The 22,085-nt window shown below is 70.2% G+C and carries 21 protein-coding genes; 12 read left to right on the top strand and 9 right to left on the bottom strand.

Annotated elements, in window-relative coordinates; translation table 11 throughout:
- Positions 1-194: 194 nt before the first annotated feature.
- The 3 genes from ACIPSA_RS45775 to moaA all read left to right on the top strand — a co-directional run bounded on the left by ACIPSA_RS45775 (position 195) and on the right by moaA (position 3,329).
- Positions 195-551, top strand: a complete 357-nt coding sequence (locus ACIPSA_RS45775) for a DUF485 domain-containing protein (protein WP_402646799.1) — start codon at positions 195-197, stop codon at positions 549-551.
- Positions 548-2,182, top strand: coding sequence for a cation acetate symporter (locus ACIPSA_RS45770; protein WP_402646796.1), 1,635 nt, complete (start codon positions 548-550; stop codon positions 2,180-2,182). The genes ACIPSA_RS45775 and ACIPSA_RS45770 overlap by 4 nt, the downstream gene beginning before the upstream one ends.
- Before the next feature lie 157 nt (positions 2,183-2,339).
- Positions 2,340-3,329: a GTP 3',8-cyclase MoaA gene (gene moaA, locus ACIPSA_RS45765; RefSeq protein ID WP_402646793.1), complete on the top strand. Its 990-nt coding sequence runs from the start codon at positions 2,340-2,342 to the stop codon at positions 3,327-3,329.
- A 36-nt stretch (positions 3,330-3,365) separates the two neighbouring features.
- Here moaA and ACIPSA_RS45760 read toward each other — a convergent pair whose 3' ends face one another.
- Together ACIPSA_RS45760 and ACIPSA_RS45755 are read right to left on the bottom strand one after the other, a co-directional pair.
- Positions 3,366-3,584, bottom strand: coding sequence for a hypothetical protein (locus ACIPSA_RS45760; RefSeq protein WP_402646791.1), 219 nt, complete (start codon positions 3,582-3,584; stop codon positions 3,366-3,368).
- Between the two features lie 228 nt (positions 3,585-3,812).
- Positions 3,813-4,211, bottom strand: coding sequence for a DUF3099 domain-containing protein (locus ACIPSA_RS45755; RefSeq protein ID WP_402646788.1), 399 nt, complete (start codon positions 4,209-4,211; stop codon positions 3,813-3,815).
- A gap of 262 nt (positions 4,212-4,473) precedes the next feature.
- Here ACIPSA_RS45755 and ACIPSA_RS45750 point away from each other — a divergent pair, with 262 nt between their 5' ends.
- Complete coding sequence (locus ACIPSA_RS45750) at positions 4,474-4,752, top strand: GlsB/YeaQ/YmgE family stress response membrane protein (RefSeq protein WP_402646787.1); 279 nt, start codon at positions 4,474-4,476, stop codon at positions 4,750-4,752.
- 84 nt (positions 4,753-4,836) lie between these two features.
- Here the strand turns inward: ACIPSA_RS45750 and tyrS are convergent, their stop codons facing one another.
- The 3 genes from tyrS to ACIPSA_RS45735 are packed head-to-tail and all read right to left on the bottom strand — an operon-like array spanning position 4,837 to position 9,072.
- Positions 4,837-6,105, bottom strand: coding sequence for a tyrosine--tRNA ligase (gene tyrS, locus ACIPSA_RS45745; RefSeq protein WP_402646784.1), 1,269 nt, complete (start codon positions 6,103-6,105; stop codon positions 4,837-4,839).
- 43 nt (positions 6,106-6,148) lie between these two features.
- Complete coding sequence (locus ACIPSA_RS45740) at positions 6,149-7,552, bottom strand: metallopeptidase TldD-related protein (protein ID WP_402646782.1); 1,404 nt, start codon at positions 7,550-7,552, stop codon at positions 6,149-6,151.
- Positions 7,549-9,072, bottom strand: a complete 1,524-nt coding sequence (locus ACIPSA_RS45735; protein WP_402646780.1) for a TldD/PmbA family protein — start codon at positions 9,070-9,072, stop codon at positions 7,549-7,551. The genes ACIPSA_RS45740 and ACIPSA_RS45735 overlap by 4 nt, the downstream gene beginning before the upstream one ends.
- Before the next feature lie 468 nt (positions 9,073-9,540).
- Here ACIPSA_RS45735 and fabG point away from each other — a divergent pair, with 468 nt between their 5' ends.
- The 3 genes from fabG to ACIPSA_RS45720 all read left to right on the top strand — a co-directional run bounded on the left by fabG (position 9,541) and on the right by ACIPSA_RS45720 (position 11,600).
- Positions 9,541-10,260 (top strand): 3-oxoacyl-[acyl-carrier-protein] reductase, encoded by a 720-nt coding sequence (gene fabG, locus ACIPSA_RS45730; protein ID WP_402646778.1) that lies wholly within the window; start codon positions 9,541-9,543, stop codon positions 10,258-10,260.
- Positions 10,261-10,265: 5 nt separating this feature from the next.
- Positions 10,266-11,033: an enoyl-ACP reductase FabI gene (gene fabI, locus ACIPSA_RS45725; protein WP_402646776.1), complete on the top strand. Its 768-nt coding sequence runs from the start codon at positions 10,266-10,268 to the stop codon at positions 11,031-11,033.
- A gap of 216 nt (positions 11,034-11,249) precedes the next feature.
- Positions 11,250-11,600 carry a hypothetical protein gene (locus ACIPSA_RS45720; RefSeq protein WP_402646774.1) on the top strand — a complete coding sequence of 117 codons (351 nt, stop codon included), beginning with the start codon at positions 11,250-11,252 and terminating at the stop codon, positions 11,598-11,600.
- On the opposite strand, the gene ACIPSA_RS45715 is transcribed toward ACIPSA_RS45720, so the two are convergent.
- A complete protein-coding gene (locus tag ACIPSA_RS45715; RefSeq protein ID WP_402646771.1) occupies positions 11,578-12,270 on the bottom strand; it encodes a FadR/GntR family transcriptional regulator in 693 nt (230 codons plus the stop codon). The genes ACIPSA_RS45720 and ACIPSA_RS45715 overlap by 23 nt on opposite strands.
- Before the next feature lie 232 nt (positions 12,271-12,502).
- Here ACIPSA_RS45715 and ACIPSA_RS45710 point away from each other — a divergent pair, with 232 nt between their 5' ends.
- The 4 genes from ACIPSA_RS45710 to ACIPSA_RS45695 all read left to right on the top strand — a co-directional run bounded on the left by ACIPSA_RS45710 (position 12,503) and on the right by ACIPSA_RS45695 (position 14,906).
- Positions 12,503-13,741 (top strand): CynX/NimT family MFS transporter, encoded by a 1,239-nt coding sequence (locus tag ACIPSA_RS45710; RefSeq protein ID WP_402646964.1) that lies wholly within the window; start codon positions 12,503-12,505, stop codon positions 13,739-13,741.
- A gap of 74 nt (positions 13,742-13,815) precedes the next feature.
- The gene (locus tag ACIPSA_RS45705; protein WP_402646770.1) at positions 13,816-13,932 is read left to right on the top strand and encodes an SGM_5486 family transporter-associated protein; all 117 of its coding nucleotides are present in this window, start codon (positions 13,816-13,818) and stop codon (positions 13,930-13,932) included.
- Positions 13,933-14,101: 169 nt separating this feature from the next.
- A complete protein-coding gene (locus ACIPSA_RS45700) occupies positions 14,102-14,308 on the top strand; it encodes a hypothetical protein (RefSeq protein WP_402646769.1) in 207 nt (68 codons plus the stop codon).
- 79 nt (positions 14,309-14,387) lie between these two features.
- Positions 14,388-14,906: a SixA phosphatase family protein gene (locus ACIPSA_RS45695; RefSeq protein ID WP_402646766.1), complete on the top strand. Its 519-nt coding sequence runs from the start codon at positions 14,388-14,390 to the stop codon at positions 14,904-14,906.
- Positions 14,907-15,016: 110 nt separating this feature from the next.
- On the opposite strand, the gene serB is transcribed toward ACIPSA_RS45695, so the two are convergent.
- Both serB and ACIPSA_RS45685 read right to left on the bottom strand, forming a co-directional pair.
- Positions 15,017-16,225 (bottom strand): phosphoserine phosphatase SerB, encoded by a 1,209-nt coding sequence (serB, locus tag ACIPSA_RS45690; protein WP_402646764.1) that lies wholly within the window; start codon positions 16,223-16,225, stop codon positions 15,017-15,019.
- A gap of 139 nt (positions 16,226-16,364) precedes the next feature.
- Positions 16,365-18,392 carry a streptophobe family protein gene (locus tag ACIPSA_RS45685; protein ID WP_402646761.1) on the bottom strand — a complete coding sequence of 676 codons (2,028 nt, stop codon included), beginning with the start codon at positions 18,390-18,392 and terminating at the stop codon, positions 16,365-16,367.
- Between the two features lie 240 nt (positions 18,393-18,632).
- Here ACIPSA_RS45685 and ACIPSA_RS45680 point away from each other — a divergent pair, with 240 nt between their 5' ends.
- A complete protein-coding gene (locus ACIPSA_RS45680) occupies positions 18,633-21,179 on the top strand; it encodes an FHA domain-containing protein (protein WP_402646758.1) in 2,547 nt (848 codons plus the stop codon).
- 91 nt (positions 21,180-21,270) lie between these two features.
- Here the strand turns inward: ACIPSA_RS45680 and ACIPSA_RS45675 are convergent, their stop codons facing one another.
- The gene (locus ACIPSA_RS45675) at positions 21,271-22,041 is read right to left on the bottom strand and encodes a transglycosylase SLT domain-containing protein (RefSeq protein WP_402646756.1); all 771 of its coding nucleotides are present in this window, start codon (positions 22,039-22,041) and stop codon (positions 21,271-21,273) included.
- Positions 22,042-22,085 lie beyond the last annotated feature (44 nt).

The following is a 22,085-nucleotide window of genomic DNA, read 5'->3' as shown; positions in this document are numbered from 1 at the left end:
AAACCGCCCGGGCACAGGTGGTGCTCGGGCGGGTACATGACGGGTGGTGCAGGGCGAAGCTATCTTCCCCGGCCGAGTTCCGAAAGAAGTCGGGGCAGTTGAACCACCCCTCGCGTGGCGCCGTGACCTTGGGCAGGAAGCACAAGGACGATGTGCTCTCCGTCACAATTGAGCCCGTAACTCGAGGAGACTCCGTGGCTACCGAGACACCGCCCCCCTCGAAAGCGCAAGCCCAACTCCCTTCAGCCGAGGAGTTCGCCGAGGTGCAGCAGAGCGCGGAGTTCGGTGATCTGCGCCGCTCGTACCGCTCCTTCGCCTTCCCGCTGACCGTCGCGTTCATCGCCTGGTACCTGCTGTACGTCCTGCTCTCCAACTACGCGGGCGACTTCATGGGCACCAAGGTGGTCGGCAACATCAACGTGGCCCTGGTCCTGGGCCTCGCCCAGTTCCTCACCACTTTCCTCATCGCCTGGTGGTACTCGCGGCACGCCGCCGCCGAGCTCGACCCCAAGGCCGAGGCCATCAAGTCCCGGATGGAGGGCGGCGCATGAGCATCGCGCAGCAGAGTGTGCACAGTGTGCTGGCCGCCGGCGAGGCCAGTGAGCACCGGCCGCTGATCATCTCCCTGTTCGCGGTGTTCGTCGCCGCGACCCTCGTCATCACGGTCTGGGCGGGCCGCCAGACCAAGGACGCCGCCGACTTCTACGCCGGCGGACGGCAGTTCACCGGCTTCCAGAACGGCCTCGCCGTCTCCGGCGACTACATGTCCGCGGCGTCCTTCCTCGGCATCGCGGGCGCCATCGCCCTCTTCGGCTACGACGGCTTCCTGTACTCCATCGGCTTCCTGGTCGCCTGGCTGGTCGCCCTGCTCCTGGTCGCCGAGCCGCTGCGCAACTCCGGGCGCTACACGATGGGTGACGTGCTGGCGTACCGGATGCGCCAGCGCCCGGTACGTACGGCCGCGGGCACGTCCACGATCGTCGTGTCGATCTTCTACCTGCTGGCGCAGATGGCGGGCGCGGGCGTCCTGGTCTCCCTGCTGCTCGGCATCACCAGCGACGGCGGCAAGATCGGTATCGTCGCCCTCGTCGGCGTCCTGATGATCGTGTACGTCACCATCGGCGGCATGAAGGGCACCACCTGGGTCCAGATGGTCAAGGCCGTGCTCCTCATCGCCGGCGCGCTGCTGCTGACCTTCCTGGTCCTGCTGAAGTTCCATTTCAACGTCTCCGATCTGCTCGGCAAGGCCGCCGACAACAGCGGCAAGGGCGCCCCCTTCCTGGAGCCCGGCCTGAAGTACGGCGCGACGGGCACCACCAAGCTGGACTTCATCTCGCTCAGCCTCGCTCTGGTCCTGGGCACCGCTGGCCTGCCGCACATCCTGATCCGCTTCTACACCGTGCCCACCGCCAAGGCCGCCCGTAAGTCGGTCATCTGGGCGATCGGCCTGATCGGCGCCTTCTACCTGATGACCCTCGCCCTCGGCTTCGGCGCCGCCGCGCTGATCAAACCGGAGGAGATCATCGCCTCCAACAAGGCGGGCAACACGGCGGCCCCGCTCCTGGCCCTGCACCTGGGCGGGGTGGACTCCAACTGGGGCGCGATCCTGCTGGCCACCATCTCCGCGGTCGCCTTCGCCACGATCCTCGCGGTCGTCGCGGGCCTCACCCTGGCCTCGTCCTCGTCCTTCGCCCACGACATCTACGCCAACGTCATCAAGAAGGGGCAGGCCACCGAGAAGCAGGAGATCAACGCGGCCCGGTACGCCACCGTCGGCATCGGCGCCGTCTCCATCCTGCTGGGCGCCCTGGCCCGCGACCTGAATGTGGCCGGCCTGGTGGCCCTGGCCTTCGCGGTCGCCGCCTCCGCCAACCTGCCGACGATCCTCTACAGCCTCTTCTGGAAGAGGTTCACCACGTCCGGCGCCCTGTGGTCGATCTACGGCGGCCTGGTCACCGCCGTCGGACTCGTCCTGTTCTCGCCGGTCGTCTCCGGCAAGCCGACCTCGATGTTCCCGGACGCCGACTTCCACTGGTTCCCGCTGGAGAACCCGGGCATCATCTCGATCCCGGTCGGCTTCCTGCTCGGAGTCGTCGGCACCCTCCTGTCGAAGGAGGCACCGGACACCGCCAAGTACGCGGAGCTGGAGGTACGGTCCCTGACCGGCACCGGAGCGCACTGACGGAGTGCCGGGAGGCCCGTACGGACGGCCGCGTCGTAGGGAACTACGACGCGGCCGCGTCGTACGTAGTGGGATCGGGCGTCGGTCGATGTCGGTGGTGTCGCGTAGGCTCGCAAGTGACGGAAGACGAGTGATCCGGAACGAGGGAGGGGGCCACGTGCTCATCGACACCTACGGCCGAGTGGCCACCGACCTGAGGGTGTCCCTCACCGACCGGTGCAACCTGCGCTGCACCTACTGCATGCCCGAGGAGGGACTGCAGTGGCTGGCCAAGTCCGACCTGCTCACGGACGACGAGATCGTCCGCCTGATCGACATCGCGGTCCGGACGCTGGGCATCGAGGAGGTCCGCTTCACCGGCGGCGAGCCCCTGCTCCGCCCCGGCCTGGTCGGCATCGTCGAGCGTGTCGCCGCCCTTGAGCCGCGCCCCCAGACGTCCCTCACCACCAACGGCATCGGCCTCAAGCGCACCGCGGGTGCCCTGAAGGCGGCCGGCCTGGACCGGGTCAACGTCTCCCTCGACACCCTCCGCCCGGACGTCTTCAAGGCACTCAGCCGACGGGACCGCCACAAGGACGTCATTGAGGGTCTCCAGACCGCCCACGAGGCAGGCCTCACACCCGTCAAGATCAACACGGTCCTGATGCCGGGCCTCAATCAGGACGAGGCCCCGGACCTCCTGGCCTGGGCGATGGAGCACGAGTACGAGCTCCGCTTCATCGAGCAGATGCCCCTCGACGCCCAGCACGGCTGGAAGCGCGAGGGCATGGTGACGGCCGCGGACATCCTGGCCTCCCTGCGCACCCGCTTCGACCTGGCGCCCGAGGGCGAGGCGGAGCGCGGCTCGGCACCGGCCGAACGCTGGCTGGTCGACGGCGGCCCGTACCGCGTCGGCGTCATCGCCTCCGTCACCCGCCCGTTCTGCGCCGCCTGCGACCGCACCCGCCTCACGGCCGACGGCCAGATACGGACGTGCCTGTTCGCCACGGAGGAGACGGACCTGCGCGCCGCCCTGCGCTCCGGTGCGCCCGACGAGGAGATCGCCCGCATCTGGCGGCTGGCGATGTGGGGCAAGAAGGCCGGATCCGGTCTGGACGACCCGTCATTCTTGCAGCCCGATCGACCGATGTCGGCGATCGGCGGCTAGGTTCTGTCCAAAACCTAGGCAGGTCCTGTCCGGAACCTAGGCCCCCTCGGCCGACTCCCACTCGGTCAGCAGGACGACGTCCTTCAGGAACCCCCGTACACCGAGGAACTGCGACAGATGCTCGCGGTGCTCCTCGCAGGCGAGCCACGTCTTGCGCCGCTCCGGTGTGTGGATCTTCGGGTTGTTCCACGCGAGCACCCACACGGCATCGGCGCGGCAGCCCTTGGCGGAGCAGATCGGGGTCTCGTCACTCACGGGTTCGTCTCACAGGGAAAGCGTTCAGAAGCACTGCAAACAAGGCGACGCCGAGCAGCCACGGGGGGAGCTGCCCGGCGTCGGTCCGTCGCTCCGACGGGGGATGCGGAGCGCGTACGCAGTATGTCACGGGTAACCCGTCGCCCGGCACTGGAACTGCACGATTGATCTGAGCTTTTCTTGAGCTTGGTGCGGAGTCGCCATCCGTTTACCGGACATCCGCGATGGTCACGCAGGGTCGGGCCGCTCTCCACGCACCCCCGCCGCCGGATCGCTCATCGCGTCCTCCGGGACGGGTTCCGTGTGCGTGTCCTCCTCGCGGGGCGGCGTGATCATCGGCCGCGTCGGCGCGCTCACGAAGGTCGACGGGAGGGACGGCGGCCGCTCCCGGCCCGCGTTGGCGATCACCACGGCGACATAGGGGAGGAGCGCCCCGAGTACCAGCGCCACGATCGCGACGTGCCGTTCGACGTTCCACAGCGTGGCCGCGAGGATCACCGAGACGGTGCGCACCGACATCGAGATGATGTACCGGCGCTGCCGACCGCGCACGTCCTCGGCCAGGCCCGTCCGGGCTCCGGTGATCCGGAACACCTGGGCGTTGCCTCCGCCGTGCTGCTTCCGCATCACATTCCACCATCCGCCCGCATCGGACTCCGCCCGGCCCACCAACGCTCCCCGCGCGGTCGGGGAAACCGAGCCGGGGACGGTTTCAACGTTACGCCGCGCCTGCGTCGCCTTCGAGACCGGGTCGCCTCCTGCCTGGGCGAACATCCTGCGCCGTGCTCCGTACGTGCGTACACCGCATGGCCGTACCCGACATGCGCCGTACGGCGGACGGCCCGACACTGACCGTAATGCTCACGTCTATCCGGACGAGGAGGCAGCCATGGGCTGGTTGTGGGCGATCATCGTGGGATTCGTGCTGGGTCTGATCGCCAAGGCGATCATCCCCGGCAAGCAGCACAGCCCCCTCTGGCTGGTCACGATCTTCGGCATTCTGGGCGCCGTCGCCGGCAACGCGATCGCCGCGGCGTTCGGCGTCGCGGAGACCCGGGGCATCGACTGGACCCGGCATCTCTTCCAGCTCATCGCCGCGATCGTCATCGTCGCCCTCGGCGACATGGCGTACATGGCGCTGTGGGGCAGCAAGAAGCAGCGGGTCTGACGGCAGGCGCGGTCCGACGGCAGACACGACGGCAGACACGACGATGGGCGGCTCCCCTTTCGGGAAGCCGCCCATCGTCCTGTCTCACGCGGTCGTGACCTCGACCGCGGCCAGGTTCTTCTTGCCCCGGCGCAGCACCAGCCAGCGGCCGTGGAGCAGGTCCTCCTTGGCGGGGACCGCGTCCTCGGCGGTGATCTTCGCGTTGTTCACGTAGGCACCGCCCTCCTTGACCGTGCGCCGCGCGGCCGACTTGCTGGGAACCAGGCCGACCTCGGCGAACAGGTCCACGACCGGGCCGAGCTCGGCGACCTGGATGTGCGGCACCTCGGACAGGGCCGCGGCCAGCGTCTTCCCATCGAGGTCCGCAAGCTCGCCCTGGCCGAACAGCGCCTTGGACGCGGCGATCACGGCGGCCGTCTGGTCGGCGCCGTGCACCAGTGTCGTCAGCTCCTCGGCCAGCGCCCGCTGCGCGGCCCGCGCCTGCGGACGCTCCTCGGTCTGCTTCTCCAGCTCCTCGATCTCCTCACGGGACCTGAAGCTGAAGATGCGCAGGAACTTGGAGACGTCCCGGTCGTCGGCGTTCAGCCAGAACTGGTAGAAGGCGTACGGCGTGGTGAGCTCCGGGTCGAGCCAGACCGTGCCGGACTCCGTCTTGCCGAACTTGGTGCCGTCCGCCTTGGTGATCAGCGGCGTGGCCAGCGCGTGCACCGCGACGTGCGGCTCGACCTTGTGGATCAGGTCGGCGCCCGCAGTGAGGTTGCCCCACTGGTCGCTGCCGCCGGTCTGCAGCGTGCAGCCGTACCTCCGGTACAGCTCCAGGAAGTCCATGCCCTGCAGGATCTGGTAGCTGAACTCGGTGTAGCTGATGCCCGCGTCGGAGTGCAGCCGCCGGGAGACGGCCTCCTTCGAGATCATCTTGTTGACCCGGAAGTGCTTGCCGATGTCGCGCAGGAAGTCGATGGCCGACAGGCCCTGGGTCCAGTCCAGGTTGTTGACCATGGTCGCCGCGTGCGGCCCCTCGAAGTCCAGGAACTTCTCGATCTGGCCGCGCAGCCGCGCCACCCAGCCGGCCACCACCTCCGGGTCGTTCAGCGTGCGCTCCGCCGTCGGCTTCGGGTCACCGATCAGGCCCGTGGCGCCGCCGACCAGACCCAGCGGACGGTTGCCCGCCTGCTGGATCCGCCGCATCGTCAGGATCTGCACGAGGTTGCCGAGGTGCAGGCTGGGCGCGGTCGGGTCGAAACCGCAATAGAACGTGACGGGACCGTCCGCGAACGCCTTGCGCAATGCGTCCTCGTCCGTGGAGAGGGCGATCAGCCCCCGCCACGTCAGCTCGTCGACGATGTCCGTCACGGTTCTCTTGTCTCCTTGAGTGGTCTCGTAATCAGGTACGAGGTTATACGCCCTGGCTGACAGAGCTCATATTGAAGTCCGGCACCCTCAGCGCGGGCATCGCAGCCCTAGTGAACCAGTCGCTCCACTCCCTGGGCAGCGTCTTTTCCGTGCGCCCGGCCTCCGTCGCCCGCCCCAGCAGGTCCACCGGGGACTCGTTGAACCGGAAGTTGTTCACCTCGCCGGTCACCTCGCCGTTCTCGACGAGGTACACGCCGTCCCGGGTCAGACCCGTCAGCAGCAGCGTCGCCGGGTCGACCTCACGGATGTACCACAGGCAGGTCAGCAGCAGTCCCCGCTCGGTGGCGGCGACCATCTCCTCCAGGGAGCGGTCCTCGCCGCCGTCCAGGATCAGGTTCCCGCCGGCCGGGGCCACCGGCAGCCCGGTGAGACCCGCGCTGTGCCGGGTGGTCGTCAGATGCTTCAGCTCGCCGTTCCCGACCCACTCGACGGTGCCCACCGGCAGCCCGTTGTCGAACACCGACTGGTCGCCACCGGAGGAGTGGGCGACGACGAACGGCGCGGACTCCAGGCCCGGCTCGTTCGGGTCGCTGCGCAGCGTCAGCGGCAGCTCGGTCAGCTTCTCGCCGACGCGGGTGCCGCCGCCCGGCTTGGAGAACACCGTCCGCCCCTCGGCCGCGTCCCGGCCCGAAGCCGACCACAGCTGGTAGATGAGGAGGTCGGCCACGGCGGTCGGCGGGAGCAGCGTCTCGTAACGGCCCGCGGGCAGCTCCACGCGCCGCTCGGCCCAGCCGAGGCGTACGGCCAGCTCGGCGTCGAGCGCGCCCGGGTCGACGTCCTTGAAGTCACGGGTGGAGCGCCCCGCCCACGCCGAGCGCGTACGGTCGGGGGACTTGGCGTTGAGCTCCAGCGTGCCGTTGGGCTGGTCGTGCCGCAGCCGCAGGCCCGTCGACGTGCCCACATACGTGGAGACGAGCTCGTGGTTGGCGAAGCCGTACAGCTCACGGCCGCCCGCACGCGCGCGTGCGAAGGCCTCGCCGAGCGCGGGGGCGAAGTCCGCGAACACCGCGGAGGAGGTCTCGGCGGGCGCGTCCGTGAAGTCCGGCGACTGAGGCACGCCCGTGACCAGCGGCTGCGCGTCCTCGGCGGGCCCGGCGCCGCGCGCGGCGGCCTCCGCGGCCCGGACCAGCGGCTCCAGCTCCTCAGCCGTCACGGCCGAGCGGGACACGACGCCGGAGGCCGTGCCCTCCTTGCCGTCCACGGTCGCGACGACGGTGAGCGTGCGCCCGCGCGTGACACCGTTGGTGGTCAGCGCGTTCCCCGCCCAGCGCAGGTTCGCGGTCGAGTGCTCGTCGGCGATCACGACGCACCCGTCGGCCCGGGACAGCTCCAGAGCGCGCTCGACGATCTCGTGCGGCTTGTGCGCCTTGCTGGTACCCGCGCTCATCGACCGGCCTCCTGGGTGGTGTTGAGGATGTTGACGCCCTTGAAGAGGGCGGAGGGGCACCCGTGCGACACGGCGGCCACCTGACCGGGCTGGGCCTTGCCGCAGTTGAAGGCACCGCCCAGGACGTACGTCTGCGGGCCGCCTACGGCCGCCATGGAGCCCCAGAAGTCGGTGGTCGTCGCCTGGTAGGCGACGTCCCGCAGCTGACCGGTGATCCGCCCGTTCTCGATCCTGAAGAAGCGCTGCCCGGTGAACTGGAAGTTGTAGCGCTGCATGTCGATGGACCAGGACCGGTCCCCGACGACATAGATACCGCGGTCCACGCCCCCGATGAGGTCCTCCGTGGACATCCCCGCCGGATCCGGCTGGAGCGACACGTTGGCCATGCGCTGCACGGGCACGTGCCCGGGAGAGTCGGCGAACGCGCACCCGTTGGACCGGTCGAACCCGGTCAGCTTCGCGATCCTGCGATCCAGCTGGTAGCCGACGAGTGTGCCGTCCTTCACCAGGTCCCAGGACTGCGCCTGCACGCCCTCGTCGTCGTACCCGACGGTGGCCAGACCGTGCTCGGCGGTGCGGTCACCGGTGACGTTCATCTGCTCGGAGCCGTACCTGAGTTTGCCCAGCTGGTCGAAGGTGGCGAAGGAGGTGCCGGCGTACGCGGCCTCGTAGCCGAGCGCCCGGTCCAGCTCGGTGGCGTGGCCGATCGACTCGTGGATGGTGAGCCACAGGTTGGACGGGTCCACGACCAGGTCGTACAGGCCCGCCTTCACGCTCGGCGCCCGCATCTTCTCGGCGAGCAGCTCCGGGATCTGCTCCAGCTCGGACTCCCAGTCCCAGCCGGTGCCGGTGAGGTACTCCCAGCCGCGCCCGACCGGCGGTGCGATCGTCCGCATCGAGTCGAACTCACCGCTCGACTCGTCGACCGACACGGCGGTCAGCTGCGGATGCAGCCGCACCCGCTGCTGCGTGGTCACGGTCCCCGCGGTGTCGGCGTAGAACTTGTTCTCGTGCACGGTGAGCAGCGACGCGTCGACGTGATCGACACCGTCCGCCGCCAGCAGCCGCGAGCTCCAGTCCGTCAGCAGCGCCGACTTCTCCTCGTCGGGCACCGAGAACGGATCGATCTCGTACGAGGAGACCCACGTCTTCTCGGTGTGCACCGGCTCGCCGGCGAGCTCGACCCGCTCTTCGGACCCGGCCGCCTTGATCACCTGGGCGGAGAGCTTCGCCATCGCCACGGCCTGCGAGGCGACCTTGGCCGCGGCGTCGAGGGTCAGGTCCACGCCCGACGCGAAGCCCCAGGTGCCGCCGTGCACGACCCGTACGGCGTATCCGAGGTCGGTGGTGTCCGACGATCCGGCCGGCTTGGCGTCCCTGAACCGCCAGGACGCGCTGCGCACCCGCTCGAACCGGAAGTCGGCATGCTCGGCCCCGAGCGCACGCGCGCGTGCCAGCGCCGCGTCGGCCAGGGCGCGTAGGGGTAGCGCCAGAAATGTCGGATCGATTCCGTGGGCCACAGGAGGCTCCCCCAAGTCGTTGAGTTCTCTTCTGCTCAAGTCTGCTCAAGCGGCGCTAGCAGGTGGATGCGCCGGTGAAGCGCCAGTGAAGTATGTCGCGCGGCCGCGTCGGGGTCGCCCCGGATATCGACACGACGCCCCAAACCCGACCGCGTACCCACTGTGATCATGAGGTGGCATTATGACGCGCTGAAGAGCCGCGGGGAGCGATTTTCAGGCCGGCCTCCATGCGTCGACGAGCCGTGTCACGCGCGGTGTCCCGCCGACGGAACGGCAGCCCGGGCCTCCGGGCGATCTCCGGCGCGCCGCAGCCGGACGAAACTGTAGGGATCCGACAGCGACTCCCGCACGCCACTGTCGGTGCCCGCTTGTCCACGGACGGCCCGGTACCGATAGGTTTTCGATGAAGCCGCCTGTCATCCAGCTGTTCGGGCGGGTGAGTCAGACCGCTATCGAAAGGGTGATCCGTTGAGCCGCTCGGTTCTCGTCACCGGAGGCAACCGGGGCATCGGCCTCGCCATCGCCCGCGCTTTCGCCGACGCCGGCGACAAGGTCGCGATCACATACCGCTCGGGTGAGCCGCCGGCCGCCCTGACGGACTTGGGTTGCCTCGCCGTCAAGTGCGACATCACCGACGCCGAGCAGGTGGAGCAGGCCTACAAGGAGATCGAGGCCGAGCACGGCCCCGTCGAGGTCCTTGTCGCCAACGCCGGCATCACCAAGGACCAGCTCCTGATGCGCATGTCCGAGGAGGACTTCACCTCGGTCATCGACACCAACCTCACCGGCACCTTCCGCGTGGTGAAGCGTGCCAACCGCGGCATGCTCCGCGCCAAGAAGGGCCGCGTCGTCCTCATCTCGTCGGTCGTCGGGCTGTACGGCGGCCCCGGCCAGGCGAACTACGCCGCGTCCAAGGCCGGCCTGGTCGGCTTCGCGCGCTCCCTCGCCCGTGAGCTGGGCTCGCGCAACATCACGTTCAACGTCGTCGCGCCCGGCTTTGTCGACACCGACATGACACAGGCACTCACCGACGAGCAGCGCGCCAACATCATGGCGCAGGTGCCGCTCGGCAGGTACGCCCAGCCCGAGGAGATCGCCGCGACGGTGCGGTTCCTCGCCTCGGACGACGCCTCGTACATCACTGGAGCCGTCATCCCTGTTGACGGCGGACTGGGAATGGGTCACTGATCACCATGAGCGGAATTCTCGAGGGCAAGCGCGTCCTGATCACCGGTGTGCTGATGGAGTCCTCCATCGCCTTCCACACCGCCAAGCTGGCCCAGGAGCAGGGTGCCGAGATCATCCTGACCGCGTTCCCGCGGCCCACGCTCACCGAGCGCATCGCCAAGAAGCTGCCCAAGCCCACCAAGGTCATCGAGCTCGACGTGACCAACGACGAGCACCTCGCGCGGCTGGCCGACGTGGTGGGCGAGGAGCTCGGCGGCCTCGACGGCGTCGTCCACTCCATCGGCTTCGCCCCGCAGGACGCGCTCGGCGGCAACTTCCTCAACACGCCGTTCGAGTCGGTCGCCACGGCCATGCACGTCTCGGCGTTCTCCCTGAAGTCGCTGACCATGGCCTGCCTGCCGCTGATGCAGAACGGCGGCTCGGTTGTCGGCCTCACCTTCGACGCTTCCTTCGCCTGGCCGCAGTACGACTGGATGGGCCCGGCCAAGGCCGCCCTGGAGGCGACCAGCCGCTATATGGCACGCGACCTGGGCAAGCAGAACATCCGCTGCAACCTCATCTCCGCGGGCCCGATCGGCTCCATGGCCGCCAAGTCCATCCCGGGCTTCGCGGAGCTGGCCTCGGTGTGGGACAACCGCTCCCCCCTGGAGTGGGACCTGAAGGACCCGGAGCCGGCCGGCCGCGGTGTGGTCGCCCTGCTGAGCGACTGGTTCCCGAAGACCACCGGCGAGATCATCCACGTGGACGGCGGTCTGCACGCCGTCGGCGCGTGATCGCCACCACCGCATGACCGCCACCACCGCGTGAGCGCCACCGCCAGGGCCTGATCCGGCGGCCGAGGCCCGCACCCTCCGGGGTGCGGGCCTCGGTGCGTGCGTGTGTCACCCGTTCGGCTCACCGGCCGGGCGCGGACGTGCGGTGACGGCGCACTCTGGAGTACGCGTCCACCGCGCGAAACCCCTCCCCAGCTCGGTCGAGGAGGTCCCCTTGTGCGCCTGTCCCACAGCCTGGCCTCACTGACCGTGGCCGTCGCTCTTGTGCTGTCCCTGCCGTACGAGGCGATGCCGCACGCGCGCGTGCGGGACAAGAGACCCACGGCCCCGTCGCTGTTCGGAGCGGAGTGCCGCACGACCGTCCGCGGCTCCCGTGTCGTGGCCTACTGCCACAACCCCTATGTCGACACCGACAGCGTGACTCTGCACATCGAGTGCGCCCGCTGGTGGGACATCGACACCGACGGCGACCCGGTCGACACCGGGCCCGCGATGACCGTACGGCTCACCGGCCGGTGCTGGAAGGAAGTCGGCTCGGTGTGGGTCAGCCACCAGAAGGCGGGCTGAACCGCCCCGGACGGCACAGGAACGGGTAGCTCGCGGCCTCCGCCGCGGCCGACTCCGCGTCGCCCGCGCGGATCGCGTCGACGAGCCGGGCGTGGTCCATGTGCGTCTCGGGCGTCAGCACCTCGCCGACGTCCGCGCGCAGCCAGTCCCGCAGCACCTCGCCCAGGTCGGCGTACATCGCCGTCATGACCTCGTTGCGCGAGGCGGACACCACCGCCAGGTGGAACGTCGCGTCCGCCGTGACGAAGGCCTCCGCGTCACCCGACTCCCAGGCCTCCTCGCGCCGGACGAGCAACGCGTCGAGCTGCTTGAGGTCCTTCTCGGTGCGTCGCTCGGCCGCCAGCTTCGCCGCCGACGCCTCCAGCGTGGACCGCAGCTCGGCGATGTGCCGCGGGTCGGCGCCGGAGAAGCGGCGGTGCATCACGCCCGCCAGCTCACTGGTCGCCGCCACATAGGTGCCGGAGCCCTGACGGATGTCCAGCAGGCCGTTGTGCGCCAGCGCCCGTACCGCCTCGCGGACCGTGTTGCGGGCGACGCCGAGCTGCTCGACCAGCTCCGGCTCCGTCGGGATGCGCGAGCCGACCGGCCACTCGCCCGAGGTGATCTGGTTCCGCAGCTCGGCGATGACCTGCTCGGACAGCGCCGAACGACGGGGGTGGCTCAGGGGCATGGCACACCTTCGCACGAGAGGGCCGGGTGGATGCGGCCCGGGGATGGACAACCAATCATCCCATGATTCTATGATGGGCGACATGGTGAGCGAGGAAACCCGGAGCGACAAAACCCGGACGAGGACGTCCACGACCGAACGCGCCACGACCGAACGCGCCACGACCGAACGTGCCACGACCGAACGCGCCACGACCGAACGCGCCGCGGCCCCGGGCGCCGACCGGGCCCAGATGTCCGCCGCACCCGTCGCGACCGCCCCGCGCGCGTGGGCGACGCGGCTGGTCGTCGTCGGCATCGTGCTCACCGCCGTGAACCTGCGCCCCGCCATCACCAGCCTCGGCGCCCTCCTCGAAGAGGTCCGCGGCGGGCTCGGCATGAGCGGCAGCGTGGCCGGACTCCTCACCTCGGTGCCCCCGCTCTGCTTCGCGGCCTTCGGCGTCATGGCACCCCGCCTCGCCCGCCGCTTCGGACCGGCCGCCGTGGTGTGCGCCGGCATGGTCGCCATCACCGCGGGTCTGCTCATACGGCCGTACGCCGGGTCGACGGCCGGGTTTCTGGCCGCCAGCGCGCTCGCGCTCATGGGCATCGCGGTCAGCAATGTCCTGATGCCGGTCATCGTCAAGCGCTGGTTCCCGGACCGGGTGGGCCCCATGACCGGCCTGTACTCGATGGCCCTCGCCCTCGGCACCTCGGCCGCCGCCGCGGTGACCGTGCCGATGACCGCGGCCCTGGGCGGCGGCTGGCGATCGGGACTCGCCGTGTGGGCGGCGCTCGCCGCCGCGGCCGTCCTGCCGTGGGTGGCGCTGGTACGGGACCGGGGGGCGTCGCCGGCCCGCGCCGAGCCGGTGCGGCGGGCACACGCGCGTGGGGAGCAGCCGCCCGCGCTGCGGATCACCCGGAGCCGTACGGCCTGGGCCCTTGCCGTCTTCTTCGGGCTCCAGGCCACCGCCGCCTACGTCACGATGGGCTGGATGGCGCAGATCTTCCGTGACGCGGGCGTCTCCGCGAGCACCGCGGGCGTGCTCCTCGCCGTCACCATGGTGATGGGCGTGCCACTGGCCTTCGTGATCCCGCGCCTCGCCACCCGGCTGCCCCACCAGGGGCCGATCGCGCTGGTACTCGGCGTCTGCGGTCTGGCCGGCTACGCGGGCCTGTACTTCGCACCGGCCGACGGCGCCTGGGCCTGGGCCCTGCTGCTCGGCGTCTCCAACTGCGCCTTCCCGCTGGCCCTCACGATGGTCGGCATGCGGGCCAGGACCGGCGCGGGCGTCGCCCAGCTCTCCGCCTTCGCGCAGAGCACCGGCTACCTGATCTCCATCCCCGGGCCGCTGCTGGTCGGTGTGCTCTACCAGCACAGCGGCGGCTGGGGCCTCCCGATCGCCCTGATGGCCGGCCTCATGCTCCCGCAGATGGCGGTCGGCGTCCTGGCGGGCCGGGACCGGACGGTGGAGGACGAGGCGGGGCGCTGACCTCACCCCGGCGGAACCGACACCGACCTCACCCCGGCAGAGCCGGAGCGGGGAGAGGATGCGACACTGGCCGCATGCCTGTGCTCGACCCGAACCCCCAGAACAGCCAGAAGAAGATGCTGCTCGTCTTCGGCGCGTTCTTCGCCATCTTCGTGCTCATCGCCATCATCGCGACCATCGCGTCCCCGTGACCACTGTCCCCATGGCCGATGGTGGGGCTAGCACCACCATCCCCTAGGGGGTGAGTGTCAGGGGCAAGTGGGTGGGTCACCGGATGGGTTGGCCGCGACGGATTCCGTAGCTTCGAGATGTGACCGCGGGAGGCGGTCACGGACCACTCGGAGACCAGCGGAGGCGTTCATGTCGGCCCGTACGCACACCCGGCCCCACCCGGCGACCACGGGCGGCGTCGACATCCGGCTGCCCTGGTGGGCCCTCGCACTGCCCACGCTCGCCTTCGTCGCCCTGTTCCTGCTGATACTGAGCCCCTCGAACGCCCATGCGGCCACCGGCGACCCCGCGCTCACCCACCTCTTCGAGCGTGCGCAGCAACTGATCGCGCGCTAGTTCCAGGGCGTCCTCACCCGGCGAATCCGCATGTCAACTCCCTGCGCCGCGTGGCCTGTTTCATGCGAAGCTGGGACCCATGAGCGTCGCAGAACCCCGCAGGATCGTCCTCTTCCGGCATGCGAAAGCCGACTGGCCACAGGTGACCGACCATGAGCGGCCCCTCGCTGAGCGGGGTCGCATGGACGCGGCAGTCGCCGGACGCAAGCTGGCCGACACCGACATCAGCTTCGACCTGGCCCTCTGCTCCACCGCGGCCCGGACCCGCGAGACCTGGAAGCTCGCCGTTCACGAACTTCCGCACCGGCCGAAAACCGTCTACGAGGAGCGGCTCTACGAGGCCTCGCCCGGCGAACTGATCGCCGTGCTGAACGAAACTCCCGACGACGCGCAGAACGTGATCCTGATCGGTCACAATCCCGGTGTGCACGGTCTGGCCGAGATCCTCTCCGGCTCGGCCGACGGCGACGCCCGCGAGCGCATGAACCGCCGGGGCTTCCCGGCGGCGGCCTTCGCCATCGTGACGTTCGAAGGCTCCTGGAAGAGCCTGGAGCCGGGCGTGGGCGAGCTGGCCGACTACTGGGCTCCGTCCGAGTGACCCCGGCCGACTGACGGCGTACGGCGAAGGGCCCGGCACCACGGTGGTGCCGGGCCCTCTCATACGGCGCGTGTACCGGAGGCCCAGGCCTCGGCGTGTGCCCCGGAGGCTCAGGCCTCGTCGTGTGTGTCGGCCGCCTCGACCTCCTCGCGGGTGACGCCCAGCAGATAGAGGACCGTGTCCAGGAAGGGGAAGTTCACCGCGGTGTGCGCGGCCTCACGGACGACCGGCTTGGCGTTGAAGGCCACGCCCAGTCCGGCCGCGTTCAGCATGTCCAGGTCGTTGGCGCCGTCGCCGATCGCCACCGTCTGGGAGAGCGGGACACCGGCCTCGGCGGCGAACCGGCGCAGCAGCCGCGCCTTGCCCGCCCGGTCCACGATCTCGCCGGTGACCTTGCCGGTCAGCTTCCCGTCGACGATCTCCAGGGTGTTCGCCTGGGCGAAGTCCAGCCCCAGCCGCTCCTTGAGGTCATCGGTGACCTGGGTGAATCCACCGGACACCACGCCCACTTGATAGCCGAGCCGCTTGAGCGTACGGATCAGGGTGCGGGCGCCCGGCGTCAGCCGCACCTCGGCGCGCACCTTTTGCACCACCGAGGCGTCCAGCCCCTCCAGCAGGGCCACGCGCGCGTGCAGCGACTGCTCGAAGTCCAGCTCCCCGCGCATCGCGGCCGCCGTGACCTCGGCGACCTTGTCCTCGCAGCCGGCGTGCGCGGCGAAGAGCTCGATCACCTCGTCCTGGATGAGGGTGGAGTCCACGTCCATGACCACCAGGCGCTGGGCCCGCCGGTGCAGCCCCGCCGACACCACCGCGATGTCGACGCCGAGCGCCGCCGCGTCGGACACCAGCGTGGTGCGCAGCGGCTCGGTCTCCACGCCCGACACAGCGAACTCGACCGCCGTCACCGGATACTTGGCGAGCCGGAAGATACGGTCGATGTTGCCGCCGGCCTTGGCGATCCGGGCGGCGATGGCGGCGGTCGACTCGGCGGTGAGGGGGTGACCGAGGACGGTCACCAGGGAGCGGCCGTGGCCGCGCGGACGGTTGTCACCACGGCCGGAGATGATCTCCGCCTGCATCTTCACCGACTCGGCCCAGCTGTGCACGGTGGCTCGGAGGTCGCCCTCCAGCCCGGCGGGCGGCTGCGTCACGAGCGCGCACAGCACCAGGCGGCCGCGGGTGACGACCTGCTCGATGTCGACCACGTCGACGGAGAAGGCGGCAAGGGTGTCGAAGAGGCCGGCCGTGATGCCCGGCCTGTCCTTGCCGAAGATCTTGACGAGGAGGGTGGGGAGCTCGGAGGTCTGCGAAGCGCTCATGGTGTAACCACCGTATCCGGCACCCAGTGCCTAATGCCCATGAGGTCCGCCTAGCGGACAGGGAACAATGGATGACAGACCGGTGGCGGAGGCCCTACTTCCTCCCTACGGATTGATCACATCCCTCACCACCGCTTGATCACCGGCCCTTCCCCCGTGGCGGTGGCGGCGGGGGCGGCGGCGGTGCCGAAGGCGGAGGACCGTCGCCGGAGGCGTCCGGGGGCCAGTCCCGTGACCGAGAACCGGGGCGGCGCCGCGGAGAGCGCGGCGGCGGATCGATCGGCCGGGCCATGGTGGGGGCGCCGTACAGATCGGTGGACGCGGGGGGACCGTCGGACTGCCCGTCGTCCGAGGTCCGAGCGTCGCCGCGGGGCAGGTCGCCGCCGGGAGCCGGAGGCCGGCCGTGCGGCGGACGGGCTTCGCCGGGGGGCCGAGCGCCGCCGTGGGGCGGGGCGTCATCGGCGGGCGGGACATTGCCGTACGGCCGTGGCTCACCGTATGGCCCGGCGCCGCCGGGATACCGGCTCCCATCACCGCGGCCCCCGTAATCCCCGGGCTCCCGCAGTTCGTCCGGCACCCGGAGGTACGGATTCGTGGCGGGGTTGGGCGCCCGGTACGGCGCACCGGGCGTGTAGGGGCCGGGCTGCCCGACGCCCACCGCGTCCTCGCCCCCGGCGTGTCGCGTGTGGTCCGGGTACCCGGTGCTGTCTCCCCCGTCACCCAGTGCCAGCGGTGCCGCCCGCCGTCCCGCTGCACCGGTCACCCACGCCAGCAGCGCCCCGGCGGCTCCGGCACCCGCACCCCAGGCCGCCCCGAGAAGCAGTGCCATGCCGAGATGGCCGTGGAGCCGGATCCCGGCGCCGAACGCGTCGAAGCCGAGCACGGACAGCGAGGCGTCCACGGACACGTCCGTCAGCCAGGCGAGCAGGGGCAGCGCCAGCGCCGTCGCGGCCCCCAGCCGCAGCGCACACCGCCCTGCGAAACCGAGGGCACCCGTACCCCGTACACCCGCACCCCGCACGTCCGAGCCGCCCGCAGCCGTACCGGCCCCCACCCCCACCGGCGTCCGCACCGCCGTGAGCACCCCCGCGAGCAGCATCATCAACGCCGCCGCCACCCCCAGCAGCCACACCCGCCCGTCCAGGTCCGCCAGCCGCCCCAGCGTCACCGGCTGGTCGGACTTCACGCTCAGCAGTTCGTCGAGGGGGTGGGGCAGTACCGTGGCCAGCGCGCCGGTGGCCTTGCCGTCCCACGGCACGAGCAGGCCGATGGGGATGCCGAGCCACACCCCGTTCGGCGCGCCGAGGAGTGCCGCACCCGCGATGCGCCCCGGGTGGTCGTCGCCGACCGCCGCGTACGCCGCCGCCGCGAGCCCGGCTGCCACGGCCACGAGCAGCACCATGACGAGTGCCGAGACCGCGGGCCGTACGACCCGGTGCACGGCTTCCCAGCCACGCGGCAGGGGAGTGCGGCGGGAGGCCAGCAGGGCGATCAGGAGGATGCCCGCGGACCAGCCGAGTCCGCCGAGGAGGGTGGGCGCGGTGTCCACCGTGAAGCCCACCGCCGCCTTGGCGTCGATGAGGTCGCCGATCCGGTCGGGCAGCAGTCCGCCGATGTCCCCGAGGCCGGGGATGTTCAGTCCGCCGCCTTTGCCCCCGCCGCCCCCCGCGCCGGGCAGCTTGTCGAGGCCGAGCGAACCCCCGTCGATCGTGATGACGTCGTGCCCGGCCCAGGCCAGCCCGCCCAGAGTCGCCACGAACAGCGCGACCACCGCGCCCGCGCGTGCCAGGAGTTCGGACGGCGCGATCACAACTCCCGCCGTACGCAAGGACCGTAGGAAGAGCCATGACAACAGCAGGGCGCCCACCAGGCCGACGCCGAGTGGCGTGATCTCGATGACCGTGTTCGCCTCCGCGCCCTTCAGGCCGAAAGCGGACACATCTCCCGACGGCGAGACCGAACCACCAGCCCCGAGCGCCACAACAGCCGCCGTCATCGGGCCGAGTGAGCCCGCCGTGTCCGCCTGCAGCAGGTGCAGGCCCAGCGCGGCCGTGCCCGCCATACCCATCAACGCCCAGCTCACCGCGGCGACCGCGGACAGCAGGATGTCTCCCCACGGCAGCCTCGTGCCGTGCCTCGTGGTCTCGACTCCCGTGGCAGCACTCATGGCAGACCCCCCGATCCGCGGCGCGGCCGGCCGCCGCGCATGTCCCCCTCGCGAGGGATTACCACTCTCAGGCCCGGTTTCAACCCCGTCAACGGGAGCAGTTGAAGCGCTCGGCGGCGCTCGCCACAAGGCCCGACTTTCGGTCAGAGGGCGGAGCCTGAAATAGTTCCCCACGATGTTCGACATCCCTAGACTCCCTGTGACGGGGGTAATTCGGGGGACAACTCAGTGGGGCATGGAGTGCCGGAACTCGTACTGGAATCAAACGGACGGACCTGGACGCTCGATTCGTCCAGGACCTACACACTCGGACGCGATCCGCAAGGAGACATCGTGTTCGACGACGCCAGGGTCTCCTGGCGCCACGCCACGGTCAGCTTCAACGGCCGCAGTTGGGTCATCGAGGACCATGGCAGCACCAACGGCACGTTCGTGCAGGGGCAGCGGATCGGCCAGACCGAGATCGGCCCCGGCTCGGCCGTGCACCTCGGCAACGCGACCGACGGACCGCGGCTGAACCTCTCGGGCGCCGCTGCCGCTGCCCAGCCGCAGCAGCAGGCCGCGCCGTATGCCGCCCAGGGCGCGGGGGCCGGCTGGGCGCAGCAGGCCCCGCCGCAGCAGGAGGCCCCGGAGCAGCAGGCTCCGCAGGCCGGTTGGCAGCAGCCGCAGCAGGCCGCGTCCATTCCGCAGCAGCAGGGCGCTCCGGCCGAGCAGCACGCGCAGAAGGTGCCCGGTGGTGGCGCGGGGGCGCCGCCGGTCTACGGCGACCGCAGCCCGACCACGTTCCACCAGTTCTCCATCGGCCGCGTGATGCGCATCGGCCGTGCCCTGGACAACGAGCTGGTCGTCTCCGACCTCCAGGTCTCCCGGCACCACGCCGAGTTCCACTCGACGCCCGACGGCCGCATGGAGATCCGCGACCTCGGCTCGCACAACGGCACGTACGTCAACGGCCAGCCGATCCCCAAGGGCGGTTCGGCGCTGCTCGGTCCGAACGACATCGTCGGCGTCGGCCACTCCACCTTCCGTATCGTCGGCGACCGCCTCGAGGAGTTCGTCGACACCGGTGAGGTCTCCTTCTCCGCCCGCCACCTGACCGTCACGGTCGACGGCGGCAAGCAGATCCTCAAGGACGTCTCCTTCGGCGTCCCGGAGAAGTCGGTCATCGCGGTCATCGGCCCCTCCGGATCCGGCAAGTCGACCCTGCTGAAGGCGCTCACCGGTTACCGGCCCGCCAACGAGGGCGACGTCCTCTACGACAACCGGAACCTGTACAAGCAGTTCGCCGAGCTGCGCCAGCGCATCGGTCTGGTCCCGCAGGACGACATCCTGCACAAGGAGCTGACCGTCAAGAAGGCCCTCAAGTACGCGGCCAAGCTGCGCTTCCCCGCCGACACCACGACGCAGGAGCGCGAGGCCCGCATAGACGAGGTGCTGCGCGAGCTGAAGCTCGACATCCACAAGGAGAAGAAGGTCACCTCCCTCTCCGGCGGCCAGCGCAAGCGCGTCTCCGTGGCCCTGGAACTGCTCACCAAGCCGTCGCTGATCTTCCTCGACGAGCCGACCTCCGGCCTCGACCCGGGCATGGACCGCGACGTCATGCAGCTGCTGCGCGGCCTCGCCGACGACGGCCGTACGGTCCTCGTCGTCACGCACTCCGTGGCCGAGCTCGCGCTGTGCGACAAGCTCCTGGTGATGGCGCCGGGCGGTTCCGTCGCCTACTTCGGCCCGCCGGAGGAGGCACTGAACTTCTTCGGCTACGACACCTGGGCCGACGTCTTCTCCGCCTTCGAGAACTACCGCGACTACGACTGGGCGGGCCGCTGGAAGGGCTCGCAGCACTACCAGATGTACGCCGCGGACATCGACGCCGTTGCGCCGCAGGCCGTACAGATGCCTCCGATGCAGGCGATGAAGCCGCCGAAGCCGCAGGGCTGGATGTCGCAGTTCAGCACTCTGGTGCGCCGCTATGTGTCGGTGATCGTGTCCGACAAGGGCTTCCTCGCGCTGATGGTGATCCTGCCGGCCGTGCTCGGCGCGGTGAGCCTGCTCATCGACTCCGACAAGGGCCTGCTGCCCAACCCGGCGAACCCGCAGACCGGCCGGATCATCCCGAACGGCACGGCCACCACGGTCCTGCTGATCCTCGCGGTCGGCGCCTGCTTCGCGGGTGCCGCCAACTCGGTCCGTGAGCTGATCAAGGAACGGGTGATCTACGAGCGGGAGCGCGCGACCGGCCTGTCCCGCTCGGCGTACCTGATGTCCAAGGTGTTCGTGCTCGGCGCGATCACCGTGTTCCAGGGTGCCCTGGTCGGTGCCATCGGCTTCTTCAGCCGGGAGATCCCGGACAAGGGCCTGGTCCTCGGCAGTGCCACGATTCTGGAGCTCTCCGTGCCGATCATGGCGCTGGGCTTCACCTCGATGATGTTCGGCCTGATCATCTCCTCGCTGGTGAAGACGGCCGAGAAGACCATGCCGCTGCTGGTCATGTTCGCGATCATCCAGGTCGTGTTCACGGGCTGCCTGTTCACCCTGCACGGCTCGATCGGCGTCAACGAGTTCTCGTACCTGATGCCGTCCCGCTGGGCGGTCGCCGCGGCCGGCGCCACGCTGGACTTCAACAAGATCAGCCCGCCGGCGGAGGGCGCGAGCGCGGACCCGCTGTGGGAGCACACCGTCGGCGCCTGGGGCATGGACATGGCCGCCCTGATCGCCATCGGCGTGATCTGCGGCTTCTTCGTGGCCCGCTTCCTGCGCCGCCACGAGCCCGAGGTCATGCGCAAGTAACGCGAGTGACCGGACCCGTACGACGCCGAAGGGCGGCACCCCGGATGGGGGTGCCGCCCTTCGGCATACGCGAGGAGAGGTCCGCGCCGCCTCAGTACGCGCTGTTCACGTTGTCCATCGAGCCGTACTTGTCGGCCGCGTAGTTGCAGGCGGCCGTGATGTTGGCGACCGGGTCGTAGATGTTCCACGAGGTGCCGGGCACGTGGTAGGCGTTGAAGGTCGGCGGGATGACCTGGAGCAGACCCTTCGACGGGATGCCGTTGATCGCGTTGATGTCCCAGTCGTTGATGGCCATCGGGTTGCCGGAGGACTCCCGGATGATGTTGCGGTGCAGGCCGCTGTACGAGCCGGGGATGCCCTTGGCCTTCATGATGTCCAGGGACTGACGGATCCAGCCGTCGAGGTTGTTGGCGTAGGTCTTCGCGGCCGGCTTGACGGCGGCGCGCTGGGTGGACCGGGTGGCGGCCGCCTTGGCGGCGCGCTCCTGGGCGGCCTTCTTGACGGCCTGGGCGATCGCCTTCTGCTTCGCCGCGGCCTCGGCCGTCTTCTTGGTGAGCGCTTCGGCGGCTGTCTTCTCCTGCGCCGCCGTCTGCGCCGCCTTCTGCGCCGCGATGGTCTCGACCTTGACCGTCTCGGTGGCGAGCTGGTCGGTGACCGCGCCCTTGACGTCCTTGATCTGCTCGGTGCTGTACGCCACCCGGGCGGCCGGGGCGGGGGCTCCGGTCGTGATCGTCTCGGCGCTGCTGGGAACCGCCGAGATGGCGACGGCGGCGGTACCGAGGGCGGCGACACCGGTGATCGCGATCTTGTGGTGCTTGGTCAGGCTGCGACTGAGACCACGAGTGTTGGTGTTCTTGAGCATGGCAGGGACCTCTTCGAATAGCGCGGAGCCGCTCTCCGTGCGAC

It is taken from the genome of Streptomyces sp. NPDC086549 (genome assembly GCF_044746205.1).
In the GTDB taxonomy this organism is placed as follows: domain Bacteria; phylum Actinomycetota; class Actinomycetes; order Streptomycetales; family Streptomycetaceae; genus Streptomyces.
Note: the sequence above shows the minus strand (reverse complement) of the source record. Positions and strands in the feature narration are given on the sequence as shown.

What these genes read in the sequence shown, in the direction of transcription:
- ACIPSA_RS45770 (WP_402646796.1), top strand. Translation starts at nt 548, where the DNA reads ATGAGCATCGCGCAGCAGAGTGTGCACAGTGTGCTGGCCGCCGGCGAG.
- ACIPSA_RS45755 (WP_402646788.1), bottom strand. Translation starts at nt 4,211, where the DNA reads ATGCGGAAGCAGCACGGCGGAGGCAACGCCCAGGTGTTCCGGATCACC.
- ACIPSA_RS45750 (WP_402646787.1), top strand. Translation starts at nt 4,474, where the DNA reads ATGGGCTGGTTGTGGGCGATCATCGTGGGATTCGTGCTGGGTCTGATC.
- ACIPSA_RS45740 (WP_402646782.1), bottom strand. Translation starts at nt 7,552, where the DNA reads ATGAGCGCGGGTACCAGCAAGGCGCACAAGCCGCACGAGATCGTCGAG.
- fabI (WP_402646776.1), top strand. Translation starts at nt 10,266, where the DNA reads ATGAGCGGAATTCTCGAGGGCAAGCGCGTCCTGATCACCGGTGTGCTG.
- ACIPSA_RS45715 (WP_402646771.1), bottom strand. Translation starts at nt 12,270, where the DNA reads ATGCCCCTGAGCCACCCCCGTCGTTCGGCGCTGTCCGAGCAGGTCATC.
- ACIPSA_RS45710 (WP_402646964.1), top strand. Translation starts at nt 12,503, where the DNA reads ATGTCCGCCGCACCCGTCGCGACCGCCCCGCGCGCGTGGGCGACGCGG.
- ACIPSA_RS45705 (WP_402646770.1), top strand. Translation starts at nt 13,816, where the DNA reads ATGCCTGTGCTCGACCCGAACCCCCAGAACAGCCAGAAGAAGATGCTG.
- ACIPSA_RS45700 (WP_402646769.1), top strand. Translation starts at nt 14,102, where the DNA reads ATGTCGGCCCGTACGCACACCCGGCCCCACCCGGCGACCACGGGCGGC.
- ACIPSA_RS45695 (WP_402646766.1), top strand. Translation starts at nt 14,388, where the DNA reads ATGAGCGTCGCAGAACCCCGCAGGATCGTCCTCTTCCGGCATGCGAAA.
- serB (WP_402646764.1), bottom strand. Translation starts at nt 16,225, where the DNA reads ATGAGCGCTTCGCAGACCTCCGAGCTCCCCACCCTCCTCGTCAAGATC.
- ACIPSA_RS45685 (WP_402646761.1), bottom strand. Translation starts at nt 18,392, where the DNA reads ATGAGTGCTGCCACGGGAGTCGAGACCACGAGGCACGGCACGAGGCTG.
- ACIPSA_RS45675 (WP_402646756.1), bottom strand. Translation starts at nt 22,041, where the DNA reads ATGCTCAAGAACACCAACACTCGTGGTCTCAGTCGCAGCCTGACCAAG.